Origin of the sequence: Streptomyces fuscigenes (genome assembly GCF_021556455.1) — a bacterium.
GTDB classification, from domain to species: domain Bacteria; phylum Actinomycetota; class Actinomycetes; order Streptomycetales; family Streptomycetaceae; genus Streptomyces; species Streptomyces fuscigenes.
In genome coordinates this window covers 1-16,076 of sequence record NZ_JAKGCV010000091.1, presented here as the reverse complement: position 1 = coordinate 16,076, position 16,076 = coordinate 1, and the positions used below count along the sequence as shown (strand labels likewise).

The 16,076-nt window shown below is 74.6% G+C and carries 11 protein-coding genes; all 11 read right to left on the bottom strand.

Annotated features, from left to right (window positions below; translation table 11 throughout):
* Window positions 1-176: 176 nt before the first annotated feature.
* Window positions 177-1,181, bottom strand: a complete 1,005-nt coding sequence (argF, locus tag L1885_RS10955) for an ornithine carbamoyltransferase (protein WP_235796858.1) — start codon at window positions 1,179-1,181, stop codon at window positions 177-179.
* Window positions 1,182-1,428: 247 nt separating this feature from the next.
* A complete protein-coding gene (locus L1885_RS10950) occupies window positions 1,429-2,661 on the bottom strand; it encodes an arginine deiminase (RefSeq protein ID WP_235796857.1) in 1,233 nt (410 codons plus the stop codon).
* A gap of 115 nt (window positions 2,662-2,776) precedes the next feature.
* Window positions 2,777-5,338 carry a polynucleotide kinase-phosphatase gene (locus L1885_RS10945; RefSeq protein ID WP_235796856.1) on the bottom strand — a complete coding sequence of 854 codons (2,562 nt, stop codon included), beginning with the start codon at window positions 5,336-5,338 and terminating at the stop codon, window positions 2,777-2,779.
* A complete protein-coding gene (locus tag L1885_RS10940) occupies window positions 5,335-7,074 on the bottom strand; it encodes a 3' terminal RNA ribose 2'-O-methyltransferase Hen1 (protein WP_235796855.1) in 1,740 nt (579 codons plus the stop codon). Before L1885_RS10940 ends, L1885_RS10945 begins: the two co-directional genes overlap by 4 nt.
* 163 nt (window positions 7,075-7,237) lie before the next feature.
* Complete coding sequence (mmuM, locus tag L1885_RS10935; RefSeq protein WP_235796854.1) at window positions 7,238-8,137, bottom strand: homocysteine S-methyltransferase; 900 nt, start codon at window positions 8,135-8,137, stop codon at window positions 7,238-7,240.
* Between the two features lie 206 nt (window positions 8,138-8,343).
* Window positions 8,344-9,267 (bottom strand): LLM class F420-dependent oxidoreductase, encoded by a 924-nt coding sequence (locus L1885_RS10930; RefSeq protein WP_235796853.1) that lies wholly within the window; start codon window positions 9,265-9,267, stop codon window positions 8,344-8,346.
* A 398-nt stretch (window positions 9,268-9,665) separates the two neighbouring features.
* Entirely contained in the window at window positions 9,666-10,157 is a 492-nt protein-coding gene (locus tag L1885_RS10920) for a DUF6099 family protein (RefSeq protein ID WP_235796852.1), read from the bottom strand.
* A 200-nt stretch (window positions 10,158-10,357) separates the two neighbouring features.
* Complete coding sequence (locus L1885_RS10915; protein ID WP_308117303.1) at window positions 10,358-10,672, bottom strand: nucleotide pyrophosphohydrolase; 315 nt, start codon at window positions 10,670-10,672, stop codon at window positions 10,358-10,360.
* A 236-nt stretch (window positions 10,673-10,908) separates the two neighbouring features.
* Window positions 10,909-11,304: a cell division protein SepF gene (locus tag L1885_RS10910; RefSeq protein WP_235796850.1), complete on the bottom strand. Its 396-nt coding sequence runs from the start codon at window positions 11,302-11,304 to the stop codon at window positions 10,909-10,911.
* A gap of 51 nt (window positions 11,305-11,355) precedes the next feature.
* Window positions 11,356-12,960 carry an APC family permease gene (locus L1885_RS10905; RefSeq protein ID WP_235796859.1) on the bottom strand — a complete coding sequence of 535 codons (1,605 nt, stop codon included), beginning with the start codon at window positions 12,958-12,960 and terminating at the stop codon, window positions 11,356-11,358.
* Between the two features lie 532 nt (window positions 12,961-13,492).
* Window positions 13,493-14,845, bottom strand: a complete 1,353-nt coding sequence (locus L1885_RS10900; protein WP_235796849.1) for an aromatic acid exporter family protein — start codon at window positions 14,843-14,845, stop codon at window positions 13,493-13,495.
* Window positions 14,846-16,076 lie beyond the last annotated feature (1,231 nt).

Here is a 16,076-nt window from a genome sequence, read left to right as displayed (position 1 = left end):
CGCCGCGGCCGAGAGCGGCCGCCACCAGGCAGGGGACCGGCCCGCGGGCGCCCGCTGGGCACCGCACAGGCCGCACGCCTGATCGCGCGCCCCGACCCGGTCCGGCCGTCCAGCGGTCCGGCGGTCCAGCGAGGCGGGAGGCGGTCCGGCGAGGGACTCGGCCCGGCGCGTGGGCCCTACGCGTCGCCCATCGTGGCCACGAGGACGGCCTTGATGGTGTGCAGCCGGTTCTCCGCCTCGTCGAAGACGACCGAGTGCTCCGACTCGAAGACCTCGTCGGTGACCTCCAGCTCCCGCAGGCCGTAGCGCTCGTGGATGTCCCTGCCGACCTGGGTGCCGAGGTCGTGGAAGGCCGGCAGGCAGTGCAGGAACTTCACGTCCGGGTTCCCGGTGGCGCGCAGCACGTCCATCGAGACCGTGTACGGGGAAAGGGCCGCGATCCGCACGTCCCAGACCTCCTTCGGCTCGCCCATCGACACCCACACGTCCGTGACGACGAAGTCGGCGCCGGCGACGCCCTCGGCGACGTCCTCCGTCAGGTGCAGCCGGGCGCCGCTGGTCTCGGCGGCCTTCCGGGCGGCCGTCACGACGTCCTCGGCGGGCCAGAAGGCGCGCGGGGCCACGATCCGGACGTCCATGCCGAGCAGCGCGGCCGTGATCAGGTACGAGTTGCCCATGTTGAAGCGCGCGTCGCCGAGGTAGGCGAAGCTCGTCTCCGTGAGCGGCTTGGCGCAGTGCTCGGTCATGGTCAGGACGTCGGCGAGCATCTGCGTGGGGTGCCAGTCGTCCGTGAGGCCGTTGAAGACGGGCACTCCCGCGTGCGCGGCGAGTTCCTCCACCGTCGCCTGGGCGTCGCCCCGGTACTGGATGCCGTCGAACATCCGGCCGAGGACGCGGGCGGTGTCCTTCGCGGACTCCTTCGTCCCGATGTGGGAACCGGCGGGGTCGATGTAGGTCGTGGCGGCGCCCTGGTCCGCGGCGGCCACCTCGAAGGCGCACCGGGTGCGCGTGGACGACTTCTCGAAGATCAGCGCGATGTTCCGGCCGCGGAGGCGCTGCACCTCGGTGCCGGACTTCTTGGCCGCCTTGAGCTCGGCGGCCAGGTCGACGAGACCGCGGAACTCCTCCGGGGTGAAGTCGAGCTCCTTGAGGAAGTGACGGCCAGGGAGGTGTATCGCCATGGGACGTGCTCCGGGTTTCGGCGGCGGGCGGGTCGGACACGACGCGGCGCGGGGCGGCGGCGCAGGTCGTAACTATATACGACATACCGCATGGATATACAGACCCGGTTCCCGGCCGGCCGTCGCGCGTCCGGGGCGCGCTCGGAGCCCGGGCTGCGCCCGGGGCGGGCGGCGGCGGGCGGTCGCGGGGGGATCCCGGCGGCGGACATGACGGGCCCCGGGATTCGCCGGGCGTACACGGACAGCTTCACACGGCCGACCTCTCCACCGGGCAGCTCATGCAGCGCGGGCCGCCCCGGCCGCGGCCCAGCTCGCTGCCCCGGATCTCGATCACCTCGAAGCCGTGCCGGCGCAGATGGCTGTTCGTGGTGGAGTTGCGCTCGTACGCCACGACGACACCCGGCTCGACCGCCAGCACGTTGCACCCGTCGTCCCACTGCTCGCGCGCCGCGGAATGCACGTCCTGCGTCGGGGTCAGCACCCGCACCGAGTCGAGGCCCATGGCCGCCGCGATCGCGCGGTGCATGTGCTCCGGCGGGTGGTCGGTGACCTTCAGTTCGTTGCCGCCGTCACCGGGCTCGATCGTGTACGAGCGGAGCATGCCGAGCCCCTCGTACTGCGTGAACGTGTCCTGGTCGATCATCGTCATCACGGTGTCGAGGTGCATGAACGCCCGGCGCTTCGGCATGTCCAGCGCCACGATGACGTCCGCCGAGCCCGCCGCGAACAGCCCCCTCGCCAGCATCTCCACGGCCTGCGGCGTGGTGCGCTCGCTCATGCCGATCAGGACCGCGCCGTGGCCGAGGACCAGGACGTCGCCGCCCTCGATGGTCGACGGGTGGTCGTCCTGCCCCTGGGACCAGTAGTGGAACGGCCCGGCGGCGTCCCGCACGAACAGCGGGTGGTGCCGGTAGATCGCCTCGAAGTGCACGGTCTCGCGGCGCCGGGCGGGGCGGCGCATCGCGTTGATGGACACCCCGTCGTAGATCCACGCCGAGGTGTCCCGGGTGAAGAGGTGGTTCGGCAGCGGGTCCAGCAGGAAGTCGTCCGGCTCCATCACGTGGAAGCGCACCGACGTGGGCTCGGGGCGGGCGGCCAGGTACTCGCGCTTGGTCACCCCGCCGACCAGCGCCTCTGCCAGTTCCGCGGCGTCCAGCTCGTCGAAGGCGGCCCGGAGGTGGTCCGTGGCGAGCGGCCCGTACTCCTTCTCGTCGAAGACCCGGTCCAGGATCAGGTTCCTGGCCGCGGGGATCGCCAGCGACTCCCGCAGCAGGTCGCCGAAGAGGTGCACCTCGACACCGCGCTCCCGCAGGACCCCGGCGAAGCCGTCGTGCTCCTCCTGCGCGCGGCGCACCCACAGCACGTCGTCGAAGAGCAGGGTGTCGGCGTTCTGCGGGGTGAGCCGCTTCAGCTCGAGTCCGGGGCGGTGCAGGATGACGCGGCGCAGACGCCCGGTCTCCGAATCGACATGGAAGGTCATGCCTCCATCCTGACCGCGCGACCAGGGGTTCACCCCCCGGCGGCGCCCGCAATCCGCGCCGCCCCGGCAGCGCGCCCGGCCGTCCCGGACGGTCACCGCCCGGGACGGCCGGCCGCTACAGCCGGGGGTCGACCGGCTCGGACTCCAGGGCGAGCACGGCGAAGACCGCCTCGTGCACCCGCCACAGCGGCTCGCCCTCGGCGAGCCGGTCCAGCGCCTCCACGCCCAGGGCGTACTCGCGCAGCGCGAGGGAGCGCTTGTGGCCGAGGGTCCGGCCGCGCAGCCGCCGCAGGTTCTCCGGCCGCGCGTACTCGGGACCGTAGATGATCCGCAGGTACTCGCGGCCGCGCACCTTCAGGCCGGGCTGGAGCAGCCGCCCCCGCGCGTCCGTCGCGAGGCCCTGGAGCGGCTTGACGACCATGCCCTCGCCGCCGTTGGCGGTCAGGCCGGTCCACCACTCGATGCCGGAGCGCACGGACTGCTCGTCACCCGTGTCGACCATCAGCCGAGCCGTCGCGCGCAGCAGGCCGCTCGCGTCGCGCTCGACCAGCCGGTCGATCCACTCCAGCTGCCGGTCCTGCGGCTCGGCGGTCAGGTTGCGCCCCTCGGCGGCGAGCAGCTGGAAGGGCGCGAGCCGCACGCCCTCCAGGCCGCTCGTCGGCCAGCAGTAGCGGCGGTACGCCTCGGTGAACGAGGCCGCGTCCGCGGCCCGCTCCCGCTGCCCGGCAGCCAGCGCACCCACGTCGACACCCCGGGCGAGCGCCGCCCCGAGCGCGGCCTCGACCGCGGGGAAGGCCGCCCCCGCCGCGGCGCCGACGGACGCGTACTGGGAGCGCAGCAGACCCGCGGCCTTCAGCGACCACGGCAGCAGTTCGGCGTCCAGCAGCAGCCAGCCCGTGCCGAACTCGTCCCACAGCCCGGCGGCGGTCACTGCGTCCCGCAGCCGCGCCAGCACCGCCTCCGTCATGGCCGGGTCGTCGAAGAAGGGCCGGCCCGTCCGCGTGTACAGCGCGCCCGACGGGCCGTCGGCGCCGAACCGCTCGCGCACCGCGTCCGCGTCGCGCCCCACGAGCGCCACGGCCCGCGACCCCATGTGCTTCTCCTCGCACACGACCCGTTCCACGCCCTCGTCCCGGTACTGGGCGAACGCCTCCGCCGGGTGCTCCAGCCACTCCCCGTCCTCCGAGGTGGCCGTGGGCGCCATGGTCGGCGGCAGGTACACCAGCAGCTGCGGGTCGATCGCGAAACGGCTCATCACCTCCAGTGCCGCCGCCGCGTTCTCCTCGCGCACGGCGAGCCGTCCCATGCCGCGCGTCTCCACGACGCGCCGCCCGCTCACGTCGGCGAGGTCGAGGGGCCGCCCCTCCCGCCCACCGGGCGCCGCGGTGGCCAGCGGCCGCGCCGGCTCGTACCAGACGCGCTCGGCCGGCACGTCGACCAGCTCGCGCTCCGGCCAGCGCAGCGCGGTCAGCCGCCCGCCGAAGACCGCGCCGGTGTCCAGGCAGATCGTGTTGTTGATCCAGGACGCGCGAGGCACCGGGGTGTGGCCGTACACCACGGCGGCACGCCCCCGGTAGTCCTCGGCCCAGGGGTAGCGCACCGGCAGCCCGAACTCGTCGGTCTCGCCCGTGGTGTCCCCGTACAGCGCGTGCGAACGCACCCGGCCCGAGGTGCGGCCGTGGTACTTCTCCGGCAGGCCCGCGTGGCAGACGACGAGCGCGCCGGCATCCAGCACGTAGTGGCTGACGAGACCCGCCAGGAAGGCACGGACCTCGGCGCGGAACGCGTCGTCCTCCTTCTCCAACTGCTCGACCGTCTCCGCCAGCCCGTGCGTGTGCTGCACGTCGGCGCCCTTGAACCACCGCGCCAGCTTGTTCTCGTGGTTGCCGGGCACGCACAGCGCGGTGCCGCCGGCGACCATGCCCATGACGCGGCGCAGCACGCCCGGGGTGTCGGGGCCCCGGTCGACGAGGTCGCCCACGAACACCGCGGTGCGGCCCTCGGGGTGCACGCCGTCCTGGTAGCCGAGGGCGGCGAGCAGGGACTCCAGCTCGGCACAGCAGCCGTGCACGTCGCCGATGATGTCGAACGGGCCGGTCAAGTGGCGCAGGTCGTTGTAGCGGCGCTCGCGGACGATCTCCGCCGCGTCGACCTCCTCCTCGCCGCGCAGGATGTGCACCTTGCGGAAGCCCTCGCGCTCCAGGCCGCGCAGCGAGCGGTGCAGCTCGCGACGGTGCCGCTGGATCACCCGGCGGGGCATGCCGGAGCGCTCGGGACGCTCCGCGTTGCGCCGCGCGCACACCTCTTCGGGCAGGTCCAGCACGATCGCGATCGGCAGGACGTCGTGCTCGCGGGCGAGCGCGACGAGCTGCCGGCGTGCCTCAGGCTGCACGCTCGTGGCGTCCACGACGGTCAGCCGCCCGGCGGCCAGGCGCTTGCCCGCGATGTAGTGCAGGACGTCGAACGCGTCCTTCGACGCCGACTGGTCGTTCTCGTCGTCGGCCACGAGCCCACGGCAGAAGTCCGAGGAGACGATCTCGGTCGGCGCGAAGTGCCGCCGAGCGAACGTGGACTTGCCGGAGCCGGTGGCACCGACGAGGACCACGAGCGAGAGGTCCGTGACGGCGAGGCGCCGTCCGCCCGCGGCGAGGGGCGCCGCGTCCTGTGTGCCGGTCATGCCGCCTCCTTCTCCGTCATCGTGAACACTGCCATCTGCGTCGGCGGGCCGACCTCGGGGTCCTCGGGCCCCACGGGGGTGAACGCGACGCCGTATCCGTACCGGGCCCCGACCCGGTGCGCCCACGCGCGGAACTCCTCCCTGCCCCACTCGAAGCGGTGGTCCGCGTGGCGCACGTGCCCCGCGGGCAGCGTCTCCCACCGCACGTTGTACTCGGCGTTCGGCGTGGTGACGACGACCGTGCGCGGCCGGGCCGAACCGAACACCGCGTACTCGAGCGCCGGCAGCCGCGGCAGGTCGAGGTGCTCGATCACTTCGCTGAGCACGGCCGCGTCCTGGCCGGCGAGCCGCTTGTCGGTGTAGGTGAGCGCGCCCTGCGTGAGGGTCACGCGGGCCGCCATGCGCTCGCTCATACGGTGCTGCTTCAGCTTGCGCGCGGCGATGGTCAGGGCGCGCACCGACACGTCCACCCCGGTGACGTGGCTGACGCCCGGCTGCCTCAGCAGCTCCCGGACCAGTGAGCCCTCACCGCAGCCGAGGTCCAGCACGGTGGAGGCGCCGGCCGCGCGCAGCGCGCCGAGGATCGCATCCCGCCGCTGCCGCGCGAGCGAGGGTTCACGCCCGGGCTCCGGGTCTCGCCTCGCGTCCGGCCGCGCATCCGCATCCGCTTCCGGCTGCGGCTGCGGCTGCGGCTGCGCGTCGGTAGAGGCGCCGGCGGCCGTGCGGGTGCCGGTTCCGGTGCTCGGGGTGGCGGCGTTGTCGGTGTGGGTGCCGGTGTTGGTGCCAGTGTGGGTGTCGGTGTCGGTGTCGGTGTCGGTGTCGGTGTCGGCGAGGGTGCCGAGGGCGGCCACGGCGTCGGTGCCGAGGCCGAGTTCGATGCCGGCGTCCGGGTCCGTGAGGTCCCCCGGCTCCGGCCCGGACGGCTCCTCGACGGCGTTGTCCAGCGACTCCACCTCGATGTCGTCGGCGTCCGCGAGGCGGACGAGTTCGAGCCGTTCGGTGGCCTCGCGGGCCAGATGCCGGCGGCGCGACAGATAGCGCAGGGCGATCAGGCCGCGCTCGGGGTGGTCGGCGAGCCAACCGCCCCCCGCCCGCAGGAGCTTGTCCACCTCGTCGGGCGCGACCCAGTAGTGCTTGGCGCCGTCGAGCACCGGCAGCAGGACGTACAGCTGCCGCAGCGCGTCCGACAGCCGCATCTCGCCCTCCAGGGCGAGCTGGACATACCGCGACTCGCCCCACTCGGGGAACTGCTCGTCCAACGGCACCGGTTCGGCGCTCACCGTGCTCCAACCGAGCGGCTCGAACAGGCGCTTCACCAGCTCGCTCCCGCCGCGTGCGGACACGGCGGGCACCTCGACCCGCAGGGGCAGCGGCGCGGCCGCGCGCTCCGGCAGCGTCCGGCACTCGCCCTTCATCGCGGTCCTGAACACCGCGCCGAGCGCCACGGCGAGCAACGAGGACGCCGCGTACGGCCGGTCGTTGACGTACCGCGCGAGCGCGACGTCGGGCGAGGAGTCCCGGCGCGTGCCCCGGCCCTTCTTGAGGAGCGCCGCGGGATCCACCTGCAGGAGCAGAGCCGCCGTGCACCGATGCTCGGTCGCCTCGGGGTAGAAGACGTGCGCCGTTCCGTGCGTGGTGGAGAACGTCTGCGCGCGCTCGGGGTGCTTGTGCAGCAGGAAACCGAGGTCCGTCGCGGGACGCGCGGGAGTGCCGGTGGTGGAGATCGTCAGGAACACATGATCGAGTGTGCCGGTCGCGGTGTCCGTTGCCCAGTTGTTTTCTGCCGTGCCGCGCGGGTGGGGAGTTCGCTGCGGCGGGCCGCCGCGACGAACGCGCGTGGGGATCTCCGCCCCGGTGTCGGCGGCCGTGCCGGGCCGGCACCCGGGCGCGCCGAGCGCGTCATCGGGCGGCTTCGGCGAGGCGGGCGATCACGTCGGGGCCGACCCGGCAGCAGCCGCCGACGAGGCGTGCGCCGGCCGACCGCCACGCGTCCACCCGTGCCGGGTCGAACGTGGCGGGCGCCGTGTAGCCGCGGGCCCGCTCGTCCCACGCCTCCCCGCTGTTGGGGTACACGACGACCGGCTTTCCCGTGACCGACGCGGCGATCGCCACGGCGTGCTCCGCCTCGCGCGGCTCGAAGCAGTTGACCCCTGCGGCGATCACCTGGTCCTCCCCCGCGGCCAGGGCGAACGCGTCGGCGAGCGGCTGGCCTGCGCGAGTCCGGCCGCCCGCCACGGTGTACGAGAGCCACACCGGGACGCTCGTGCCCCGCGCCGCTGCCAGCAGCGCCCGCGCCTCGTCGATGTCCGGGACCGTCTCCAGCGCCAGCACGTCGGGGCCGGCTGCGGCGAGCGCCTCGATCCTCGGCCGGTGGAACCGCGTCAGCTCCGCCACGGTGAGCCCGTACCGGCCGCGGTACTCGCTGCCGTCGGCGAGCATCGCGCCGTACGGCCCGACGGACGCGGCCACCCACACCTCGTCGTCCACGCTCTCGCCCGCGGCGCGCGCCAGGTCGACGCTGCGGGCCATCAGCCGCGCGGCCCGCGCACGGTCGACGCCGCGCCGCGCGAACCCCTCGAACGTCGCCTGGTAGCTCGAGGTGATCAGTACCCGCGCCCCCGCGCGGGCGTAGGCGCGGTGCGCCGCCTCGATCCGGTCGGGCTCGTCGGCGAGCAGCCGGGCGGACCAGAGCTCTCCCGACAGGTCCGCGCCCTGGTCGATCAGTTGGTTCGACAGGCCGCCGTCCAGGACGACGGTGCCCTCGGCGAGGGCGGCGGCGAGCGGTCGGTCGGGCCGCACGGGGTGCCTCCTGTCGACGTGCACCGGACGGTGTCTGCGCTGCCGGTGGGGGTCTCGGGCCTGGTGGGTTCGGGAGCGGGTGGGGCAGCACCGGCGCTGGACGGGTCCTGCACGCGGCCGGTGCCGGTGCCCGCCCCCTCGTCCTCATCCGCTGTCCGGGCCGGAACCGGACGCCCGCCCGGGGAGCGGACGTCCGACGTGGCAATTCAGTCCAGCTGGGGCGCCACCTGGGACGCGACGAGCTCCAGGTGGTCCAGGTCCGTCATGTCCATCGCCTGGAGGTAGAGCCTGCGCGATCCGACGGCCGCGTACCGGCCGATCTTGTCGACCACTTCGCCCGGCGTCCCTGCGAGGGCGTTCTCCTTCAGTTCGTCCACCTCGCGTCCGAGGAAGGCGGCCCGGCGGGCCACCTCCGCGTCGTCCCTGCCCACGCAGATCGCCAGCGCGTTGGAGTACACCAGGTCGTCGGCGGGCCGGCCGGCCTCCTCGACCGCCGTGCGCACGCGGCCGAACTGCGTCCGGGTCTGCTCGACGGAGCCGAAGGGCAGGTTGAACTCGTCGGCGAAGCGTGCCGCGAGGCGCGGTGTGCGCTTCGCCCCGTGACCGCCGATGATCACCGGTGGCTTCCGCTGCGCGGGCTTCGGCAGCGCCGGAGAGTCCGTCAGCCGGTAGTGCGCGCCGTCGTACGAGAAGGTCTTGCCCGTCTCGGTGGCCCACAGTCCCGTCACCACGTCCAGCTGCTCCTCCAGGCGGGCGAAGCGCTCGCCGGGGAACGGGATGCCGTACGCCGTGTGCTCCTCCTCGAACCATCCCGCGCCGAGCCCGAGCTCCACCCGGCCGCCCGACATCTGGTCGACCTGTGCGACCTGGATGGCCAGCACACCGGGCAGCCGGAACGTCGCGGCCGTCACCAGCGTGCCGAGCCGGATCCGCTGCGTCTCGCGGGCCAGGCCGGCGAGCGTGATCCACGCGTCGCTGGGGCCCGGAAGCCCGTCGACATCGCCCATGTGGAGGTAGTGGTCGGACCGGAAGAAGGCGTCGAATCCGAGGTCCTCGGTGGCCCTGGCCATACGGAGGAGGGTGTCGTAGGTGGCGCCCTGCTGGGGTTCGGCAAAGATGCGGAGATCCATGCTCCCATCCTGCACCTTGCGGCCCGGGCCGGCCGACGCGGCCCGGAGGGACCGGACCGACCGGGGACGGGCGACCGGCACCACCGGACCAACCGGGACCGGACGGCCGGGATCACTGGCCCGACCGGGACCACGCCCACGACCGGCTGTCGGACCGACCGGTATCGGACCGACCGGGACCGGACCGACCGGGACCGGGCCGACCGGACCGGGCCGGCCGTTCGGGATCGCCTGTCTTCGTTCTCGCGTGCCCCTCCCGTCCGCCGGTCCTCTGGTCCTCTGGTCCTGATCCCCGTTCCCCGTACTCGCGCCGTCCGGACTCCCCGTACTCGCCCGTCCGGACTCCGCTCTCCGTCCCGCCCCCGCCCCGCTCGCCCGGGCCGCGCGCCCGCCCGCCGTCACACCGCTTCGTCCGTACCGCCCGCCTCCGGGGTGGGTCCGTCCCGCTCCCGGGGGCCCAGGATCCGCAGCAGCTCCAGCACCCGGTCGCCGGAGTCGGCGGCCGCGTCGATCGCCTCCATGCACTGCCAGTAGACCCAGGCGTCGTCCGCGACGGTGGCGACCAGGACGAGCGCCGTACCGATCTCGTCGAGCAGTGTCCCGAGCACCCGCAGCGAGGCGGGGGCGTCGACCGGGACCGTCAGCGCGGCGGCCCTGATACCGCCTGCCGCGCGCAGCGCCGGGTGGTCCGCCGGGCCCCGGCCGCGCTCCCCCGCCTCCGCGAGTCCCCGCGCGGCGGATCGCGCCGGCGGGGCCAACTCGGCCGCCAGCCGGTCGCCCAGGGCCTGGGCCAGCGCCTGGGCCTGCCAGGCCTCGGCGACCACCTCGGTCGTCGTGCCGCTCATCGCGAGTGCGTCGCGTGCAGCCTCGGCGATTCTCACCGCGTCCATGTCCCCCGCCCCTCGTCGTGTGTCCCGACGAGCGCACCCCCGCACCCGCCGCATCACCCAGAGTGACAAATCCGTGCGGCGGGCGACAGGGGCAAAGCAGGATCTGTGGACGAAAGACGACTTGTGGACAACTCCCTCACTCCGGTGAGTGACGAGGGTGGTTCGCCGGTCGGCCGAGTGCCCCGCCCGTGGCCTCCGCCTCAGCGGGCAGCGGGCGGGAAGCGCGTCTCGTTGCGTTCGATCTTCGCCGCGAGCGCCGCCAGCGGATCGACGTCCAGCACCGCACAGAACTGGAGCAGGTAGGCGAGCACGTCGGCCACCTCGTCCTCGACCCGGTGGGCGGACTCGGGATCCGCCATGATCTCGGCCGACTGCCGGGGCGTCAGCCACTGGAAGATCTCCAGCAGTTCCGACGCCTCCACGCTCAGCGCGGCGACGAGGTTCTTGGGGGTGTGGTACTCCTCCCAGCCCCGCGACGCGGCGAACTCCACCAGCCTGCGCCGGAGCTCGGGCACATCGGGCACACCCGCCGCTGCCGTATCCGCACCCGCACGCGCACCAACGGGCGCGCCGTTCGTGTCCGCCGGACCAGCCGGACGCGCCGCATGCGCCGGCCCGGCGGCGGCCGTCACGTCCTCCCCGTTCCGCATGTCCCTCGCCCCCCGTTCGTTCCCCGGCCCCCCTGGCGCCTCCTCGGGCGTCGCCCCGGGGCGCTCCCCCTCCGTGCCGCCTCGCGCCGCCCCCGGTCCTGTCACGTGCCGGGCACCGCGGCGGCCGGTGTTCCCTCGACCTCCGTGCCGGCCGGTGCGAGCAGGAACACGTTCCTGTCGACCCGGTGCATCGCGCAGCCCAGGCCGAACACCACGCCACTGCTGAAGTCCAGGATCCGCTTGGCGACGTCCGTGTCTGCGGCCGTCAGGTCGAGCAGCACCGGGATCTGCGAGATCAGGTGTTCCGCCACCTCCCGCGCGTCCGCGAAGACCTGCACGCGCAGGACGATGAAGCGGCGGTGTTCCTCCGCCATGTCCTGGGGGGCGGTGCGGTGGTCGACCCTGGAGGGCCACATGTCCCGGTTGCGCAGGGGTACGACCTGGGCCAGACCCTCCCACTGCTCGTCGGTGACGTCGTACTCGTCGTACCGGTTCACGGAATCACCCCGCCCGTGTGCTGTGTGTGCATCCTGACATCCTCTCCCGGCTCACCCGTTCAGCCCATCAGCGACACGGGCCGGCGCGGTACGGAGATGGTCGGCGCCCGACCTGACCGCCCAGACGAAGACGGCGAGCGACACGACCGCGACGGTCAGGGAGTCGTAGGGCGCGGGCAGGGCGCCGGTGCCGCCGAACGAGCCCAGCCCGGACACCGCGGTCAGCACGGCCAGATGGAGGACCAGCCAGGCGCCGTGGCGCAGTTCGACCCCGCGCGGCCGCGCGTCGGGAGGCCGGCGCAGCAGCAGGAACATCGGCAGGCCGGCCAGGACGAGCGGCAGCGCGACGCGCAGACTGTGCCAGCCCGACCAGTAGATGAACTCGCTCGCGACGGCGAAGCTGACCGGTGCGATCCACCGCATCCCCGGCATCCTGCCCTCCACGCGGCCCGGGGCCCGGCCCTCGGCGAGCCCCGCGGCCCGTTCCCGGTCGTGCGCGCGGAACGCGGACACCGCGACGGCCGAGGCGGCGTAGATCAACAAGTACATGTCGCCCATCACGCTGACGATGCTCTGCCAGCCGCCGAACGGCAGCAGGAAGACGACGATCACCCCGAGGTTGAGCACCAGGGCGCGGCGTGCCGCCCCGGAGCTCGGGCTGATCCGCATGAAGAACCGGGGCAGCAGGCCGTTCTTCGCCAGGGCATAGGTGTGTCGGGCGTCGATGGCGACGCCGACGTACGCCGAGCCTCCCGGCGAGATCACGGCGTCCGCGTACAGGAGCGTCGCCAGCCACTGCAGGTTCAGGAGCAGGGCGAGCTGCCCGAAGGGCGAGTCGAAGCTGACACCCTGCCAGCCGTGCGCGAGGTTCGCGTCGGGCACGGTGAAGAGGAACGCGAGCTGGAGCAGCAGGTACACGGCGACCGCGAGTCCGATACCGGTCAGCACGGCGGCCGGTACGGTACGCCGGGGCCTGCGCGCCTCGCCGGAGAAGTCCAGCGGCGCCTGGAACCCGTTGACGGAGTAGACGATGCCGCCGCCGGCGAGCGCGGTGAGGCAGGCGGCGTACCCGTACGGCGCGAAGCCGCCGTGGGCGGTGTCGGTGAGCCGGCCCGCGTGCGTGCCCGACAGGAACAGCGCGACGACCGTGAGCAGCGGGATGATCACCTTGAGCAGGGACACCAGGTTGTTGAGGCGCGCGAACATCCGTACCGCGAACCAGTTCAGCGCGGTCAGCAGGACGCTCATGCCGGACGCGAGCGCCAGCCCCGGCCAGGTCAGCGAGCCGTGGTGGAAGATGCCCGGCACGTAGTGCGCCGCGTACTGCATGATCGCGCTGATCTCGGCGGCCGTCCCGCCCACCGACAGCAGGACCGACCAGCCGATCATCGTGCCGACCAGCCGCCCGCTCGCGTACAGCGGCCAGCGGGCGGTGCCGCCGCCTTCCGGGCGGGTCGCGCCGAGTTCCACCATCACGAGCGCGACCAGGGCGCTGAGCACGCCCGCGGCGATCCACGACAGCAGGGCGGCGGGGCCGGCCGTCTGGGCGGCGAACATGGCGGCGAACAGCCAGCCGGAGCCCAGGATGTTGGAGAAGCCGATCGAGGTCAGGCCCCAGAAACCGAGGTCGCGCCGGAGCCGGTGCTCCTGGGACAGGGCGAGCGGGACTCCGGCGGCGTCCGGGCCGCCCGGCCCGCCCGGTCCCTCGCCCGGCGGTGCGGGCGGGGGCGATGACGGTGGCTGCGGCGGCACGTGCCGGTCCCCTCGTACGGTGGTCCGCCCCGGCCGCGAGGACCGTTTCGGGCAGTGGCTGACGGGTGCTTCAGGAACAGAGGGTGCCCAGCCTGGCACGACCGACGCATGCGAAGGCCGCGAGACGCGTCACGGCCCTTCCCCGGGTCTCCTCCGCGGGCCCGGCGCGGCGTGCGCGAACACCCGAAGCCCGGCCCCGCACCGCGAGCGCGCAACTCCCGAAGCCCGGCCCCGCACCGCGAGCGCGCAACTCCCGAAGCCAGGCCCCGCACCGCGAGCGCGAACTCCCGCGGTCCGGTCCGGCGGGCACGGACTCCGGCGATCGGGCATGCACCGGTCCCCGCGGACTCCGAGGCCCCGCTCCCGCGCCACGCTCGCGTACGGGGCCGGCCGTCCCGGAGGCGTGCCTCTCCCTGCTCACGGCGCCCCGACGGCGTCACCGCATGCGGGCCGCGGAGCGCCGGCCGCGGGACCGGGACCCGATGAGGGGGCGGCCCCCCGGGCGTCGCGGCTGGCGCAGCCATGCCCTCAACGGGGGCCTGGTACGGGCCGGTCGGGCGCCCGCGCGGCGGCGCGGCGTCCCCGCGCGCGTCGGGACCCGGCCCGTGGAGCCCAGGGCGCGCAGGAGGTGGCGGGTCTCCCCCACGAGCGCTCCCAGCGCCTCGGCCGACTCCGGGCCCTGCTCGAACAGCGCGCTCCGCAACCCCTCGTGCGCCTCCCAGGCGGCCGCGAGCACGTCGCGGACCTCGTGGTCGGAGACCGGGTCGGCGGCGGCCGCCCCGGTGGACACTCCGCGACCGGGGACCGGGGCTCCGGCCGGACCCGAGGACCCGCGCCGGGCGGCGCGTGAGCCGACGCCGACGGAGGGCGCGAGGGCGTGCTCGTCGGCCCGGCACACCCGCGCCGTCGCGGCGACCAGCCGCTCGGCGCGCCGCACCCGGTCTCCGGCCCCCGCCGGACCGGGTTCCTGCGCGGCCTCGGCCGCCACGTCCGCGAGCATGCGGGTGACGGCGGCGAGGTGCTGGACGATCCGTTCCCACGCCATGTCCCACTCCGCCGGTGGCAGCGCCGCGCCGCGCCGCAGTCTGCCTCCCGGGTTGAGCCGGTGGCTCTCCAGCGACCAGGTACGGGCGCCCCGCAGTTCGTCCACCGTCCCCGACAGCCGCCGGGCCCGGTCGTGCCACGCCTCGGCCCGCTGCACGGCGTGCCCGTCGCGCAGGTCACCGGCCATCGCCTCCAGGAGCTCCGCGCTCTCCCTCGGGAGTCGCCGCATCGCGATCCCCAGGTCGCGCAGGTGGACCGGCGGCAGGACCAGGGCGTTGACGGCCACGCCGACGACCGACCCGACGACGACCTCGACGAGGCGCTGGTAGAGGTCCGCCCAGGTGTACGAGCCGTACGTCACCACGAAGAGGGCGGTCGTCGGGGCGTACGCGCCCCAGGTGCCGAAGCGGGCGTAGTTGCCGATCAGTACGGCCGCCGGGAGGGCGAGGGCGAGCGCAGCCGTCACGTCGTGCGTGAGCACGGCCGCGAGCGAGCCGATCACGGTGCCGACCGCGATGACGACGCCCTGCTGGAGCGCGGAGCGCAGGGAGCGGTAGACCGTGCTCTGCACGAGTGCCACGGCGGCCCAGGGCGCCACGAGAGCGAGCGGTGCGTTCCACCACCAGCCGGTGATCGCCCAGGCGAGCAGCGCCGCTCCCGCCGCCTTGAGGGACTGGACGACGAGGTCCCGTTCGGGGCCGGGACCCTCGGCCGCTCTGCGCGCGGCGCGGCCGATCGCTGTCACGTCCCATACGGGACGGCGCCACCACAGCAGTGTGCTCGCCTCCTTGGTTCGTCGGTGGCCGTGTGGGTCGTGGATGTGCGGGTGGGTCGCGGGGGTGCGCTCCAACCGCCCCCGCGCCGGGGGCTGTCGGTGCGCCGAGGACGCACGAGGACCCGTGGGCGGGTGGACGGGGAGGTCCGGGGCGGGTGCCTGGTGAGCCGGCATCCCGCGCCGGCGAGGGGCCGGAGGGCGGTGTTCGGGTCGTCGGTGTGAGGGGCGGTGTGTGGGCGGTGTGTGGGGTGTCGGGCCCGGGGCGCCGCGCGGTCGTGTTGGAGTGCCGGTCGCGTCCGCGGCCCGCCCGCCCGGCGCCCGGGCCCACCGGTCCGAGCCGGTTCACCTGCCAGTGTGCACCACTGAGCGCGCCGCCGCGCCACGACGCAAGCACTGTCTCACCGGCCGGAACGTCGTACGTCAACTGACTTGACGGGCCGTGCGGTTGTCGATGGCGGGTCATCGGCCGCCCGACGGTGTCGGGATCGTCGAGCCGCCACCCGCGCCGGGCGGAGGCCGGGACATCGCGACTCCCACCGCCGTCGCCACCCCCACCCCCACCTCCCCGGCCGTCGCCGCATCGAACCGTCCCGCCCACCGCGTCGGCCCGCCGCCCCCACGCCAGTGGCCCGCAGGGCACACGGCACCGCGCTCTCGCGCTCCGCACCGGCCCGGCGCCCTCGTCCACCGAGTGGCGCCGGCCGGTGCGGCCCCCGTTGCGGGAGCCCGTGCGGCACTGTGCGCACCACCCGGCCGGCGCGAGGGCGTACGTGTCGGCGCCGCCCGGCCCATGCGCCGGGTCCGGTGCCCGAGGCCGCCTACCCCTTCTTGTAAGCGCCCGCATCCGGGCGCGGCCGCTCGTGGCGCGACGGGCGTGCCGCGGTGGTGAGGGGGGACGTTCCGTGAGACGTTCGCACCACCGCGGGCGGGCCCTGCCGTGGTGTGTCCGGCGTGCTCCGCGGTGTGCCGGGACGCCTGCCGCCCGCGCGGGCACCACCGCCCGGCCGTCGTCGGCAACCGGAGCACGGCGAGCGCCGGGGTCCTCGCCCCGCGCGTGGGCGGCGACCGCGTGGCCGCGGGGTGCAGCGGCCGGTGGCCGGTGCCGAGCGACCGCAACACCGCGGGAAGGGTCGGCCGTTCGGCGGTCGTGACGAGTACGGTCGAGGAGGCCTGACGATGAGGGACACAGCACCGGACGCGG

Coding starts and splice junctions, on each gene's coding strand:
- L1885_RS10950 (WP_235796857.1), bottom strand. CDS start 2,661: ATGACCTTCCATGTCGATTCGGAGACCGGGCGTCTGCGCCGCGTCATC.
- argF (WP_235796858.1), bottom strand. CDS start 1,181: ATGGCGATACACCTCCCTGGCCGTCACTTCCTCAAGGAGCTCGACTTC.
- L1885_RS10945 (WP_235796856.1), bottom strand. CDS start 5,338: ATGACCGGCACACAGGACGCGGCGCCCCTCGCCGCGGGCGGACGGCGC.
- L1885_RS10930 (WP_235796853.1), bottom strand. CDS start 9,267: ATGGATCTCCGCATCTTTGCCGAACCCCAGCAGGGCGCCACCTACGAC.
- L1885_RS10920 (WP_235796852.1), bottom strand. CDS start 10,157: ATGGACGCGGTGAGAATCGCCGAGGCTGCACGCGACGCACTCGCGATG.